The sequence below is a fragment of the Alienimonas sp. DA493 genome (genome assembly GCF_043951915.1).
Classification (GTDB): domain Bacteria; phylum Planctomycetota; class Planctomycetia; order Planctomycetales; family Planctomycetaceae; genus Alienimonas.
This window is the reverse complement of sequence record NZ_JBINJD010000279.1, coordinates 1-2,866: the sequence shown is the minus strand read 5'-3', so window position 1 is coordinate 2,866 and position 2,866 is coordinate 1. Positions and strand designations below refer to the sequence as shown.

Below are 2,866 nucleotides of genomic sequence, written 5' to 3'. Positions count from 1 at the left end.
CGCTGCCCCCTCACCCCCGACCCCTCTCCCCCAAAAGGGGGGCGAGGGGAGTTCCGCTCCCCGGCCCGAGGCCTCACCGGACGATGTTCAGGTCCGGGTTCGCCTCTTCCAGTTCCGCGACGCCCTCGGAGGTGATCTCCGTGTTCTTGAGGGTGAGGCTCTTCAGGTTCGGCAGGCCCTTCAGCACGTCGACCGACTCGTCCGTCACCTGCGTTTCGGACAGGTCCAGCCGTTCGAGCTGCTTCAGGTCCGCCAGCGCCTTCAGACCCTCGTCGCCGACCTTCGTCTGCTGGAGGGAGAGGGCTTTGAGGTTCTCGAAGTTGGCGATCACCTCCGTCATCGTGGCGTCGGTGGCGCCGGTGGCCCACAGGTCGAGGTCCTCCATCTTGGTCAGCGGGGCCAGTTCCTTGAGGCCCGGCTCGGTGACGGCGGAGACCTCGGCGAGGTTCAGCGTTTTCAGTTCCGTCAGCTCCCCGACGGTCGGCATCAGGGCGTTGGTGACCGGCGTCTGCCGCAGGTTCAGGGATTCGAGCTTCGTCAGCTCGCCCAGCACCGGCTGGAGGTCCTCGTCGTAGGGGTAGGCTTCCTGCAACGAGAGGACCCGCAGATCCTTGAACTGCGTCAGCGGGGCGAAGCCCTCGGCGCCGTAGATGTCGGTGCGGTCCAGCTCCAGCGCCCGCAGGTCGGTGTAGCCTTTCTCGGCGAGGATCGGCAGCGGATCGGAGAAGCCGGTGTCCAGGTCCAGCACGCGGAGCGGCTGCTCAGGCGAAAGCTTCTTCAGGCCCTCGTCCGTCACCTTGGAGCGCTCCAGCTTGAGGGCGGAGAGGTTTGGCAGCTTGGCGACGGACTCCATCGCGGCGTCGCCGACGTTGGAGAACCGCACGTCGAGTTCGCGGAGTTCGGTCATTCCCTCCAGCGGGGCGAGGTCGTCGACCGGCACGGTTTTGAGCCGGAGCACCTTGAGGTTGGTCAGGCCGGACAGTTCGGCCAGCCCCTCGTTGGTGACGGGGGTGCCGGAGATGTCCAGGCGCTCCAGGCTGGTCAATTTGCCGACGGTCGCCATCGCGTCGTCGTCGAAGGCGACGCCGCCGAGGGTGAGGGTCTTCAGCTCCGGCAGGAGGAGCAGGGGAAGCAGGTGGGCGGCGTTGGTGGAGCTGGTCGCCGGCATGGCGACCGCGGTGACGACGCCGCCGTCCTCGGTGACGGTCGCCCCGGCGTCGCGGAGGGCCTGCAGCAGCGGGTCGAGGTCGACGCCCCCGCCGCCGGCCTCCAGCGTGGCGACGCGGGCCTTCAGGGAATCGGCTTCGGCGAGGGCGGCGTCGCGCTCGGCGGTGAGGGCGTCGTAATCGCTGTTCTTCGATTCGCAGCCGACAGTCGTCGCGGCGAGCAGCAGCGCCGAGGTCGCCCAGGGGGCGAACCGGCGGGCGATCCCCCGAGCCGGCGGGAAGGCGGAGCGGGAGCGGGCGGGGCGGGTCGTCACGGGCGGGCGCGGGGGTCGATTCGAATCGCGGGGCAGGCCCCGCAGCGTAGGCCCGCCCGCCGGACCGGGCAAATCCGCCGGGGCGTGACGCGGGGCGCCCCCGCGGCTCCGGACTTGACGAACCGGCCGCGGCGGCGAAGCTGCCCGACCGCGACGCGCGACCGAAAAGGTCCGGTGAAAAGGCAGTCGGGAAGCGGCCGGGGAACCGTCGGAACGACGACGGGGCGATCCCCGGTGGACGGCTCTCCCGGGTCCCGCTTTACGGTTACGCAGCGGGCCGTACGATCGGTCCCGGAATTCCGGAGCCGGCGGCAACGCCCGGCTGACCGGGCGGGCCGCGTCCGCGGCTCGCCCCTGTCGCCCCCCACAATGACCCCGGCTGCGTCGCCAGCCGGTCGCCGCGATGGACGCCGCCCCCGATGCCCCAATCCGTACTGTCCCGAACGCCGGAGGCGGAGGTGACGGCGTCCGCGGACGACGCCGCCGCTTACGATCGGATGGATCACGCGGCCGTCAATCGGGCGTTTGTGGATGATCTGCTGCCGGCCCTCGCCGCCGCCGATCTCGCCGAGCGGCTGCGGGACGGGCTGAACCCGCTCCGCCTGTTGGACCTGGGCGCCGGGACGGGCCGCATCCCGATCGAACTGGGCCGCCGGCCGATCTTCGCCCGCATGATGCTGGTGGACGCCTCCGAGGCGATGCTGGCCCGGGCGAAGAAGAACGTGTTCGCCTCCGGGTTGCAGGGGGGCGTGCGGCTGCGGCAGGCCCGGGCGGACGACCTGCCGTTCGAGGACGGGCAGTTCCACACGGTCGTCTCCAACAGCCTGCTGCATCACCTCACGCGGCCGGCGGCGGTGTTGCGGGAGGCGGCCCGCGTGCTGGCCCCGGGGGGGCTGCTGTTCTTCCGCGATCTGGTCCGCCCGGCCGACGCCGCCGCGCTGGACGCCCTGGTGGCGCAGCACGCCGCGCACGAGGAGCCCGCCGCCCGCGAGTTGCTGCGGGCCTCCCTGCACGCCGCCTACACGGTGGAGGAGATGGAGGCGTTACTGGCGGAGGCCGGCGTGAACCACGTCACCGTGGAGCGGACCGGCGACCGCCACATGACGCTCTCCGGCTGCCCGAACCCCGCCGAGTCGGCTCCCGCCGAGCCGAACCCCGACTGACCGGCCTCCGCGGCGTCGGCCCCCGCGGCCGGCGATCCGGAGGGGGCGGCGATCCGGAGGGGGCGGCGTCGCCCCGCGCATTTTTCTTCCCCGCGGCCCGACGCCGTTTGCCCCGCCCGCGGGGCGACGTAGCGTTGCGGGTCGCCGCCCCCGGCGACCGGACGACGCCGAGCCCGCACCGGGCGCGACGCCGACCCCGAACAAACGCGGCCCGCCCGGGCCG

At 72.5% G+C, this 2,866-nt stretch carries 2 protein-coding genes; one reads left to right on the top strand and one right to left on the bottom strand.

Going from position 1 to position 2,866, the window contains the following annotated elements; all coding sequences use genetic code 11:
- Window positions 1-73: 73 nt before the first annotated feature.
- A complete protein-coding gene (locus tag ACG2DA_RS22290; protein ID WP_395258834.1) occupies window positions 74-1,480 on the bottom strand; it encodes a hypothetical protein in 1,407 nt (468 codons plus the stop codon).
- A gap of 419 nt (window positions 1,481-1,899) precedes the next feature.
- Here ACG2DA_RS22290 and ACG2DA_RS22285 point away from each other — a divergent pair, with 419 nt between their 5' ends.
- Window positions 1,900-2,643, top strand: coding sequence for a class I SAM-dependent methyltransferase (locus tag ACG2DA_RS22285; RefSeq protein WP_395258832.1), 744 nt, complete (start codon window positions 1,900-1,902; stop codon window positions 2,641-2,643).
- The last annotated feature ends 223 nt before the right edge of the window (window positions 2,644-2,866 follow it).

Bases quoted from the DNA above. Each gene is read 5' to 3' on its own strand.
- ACG2DA_RS22285 (WP_395258832.1), top strand. From the start codon at position 1,900: ATGCCCCAATCCGTACTGTCCCGAACGCCGGAGGCGGAGGTGACGGCG.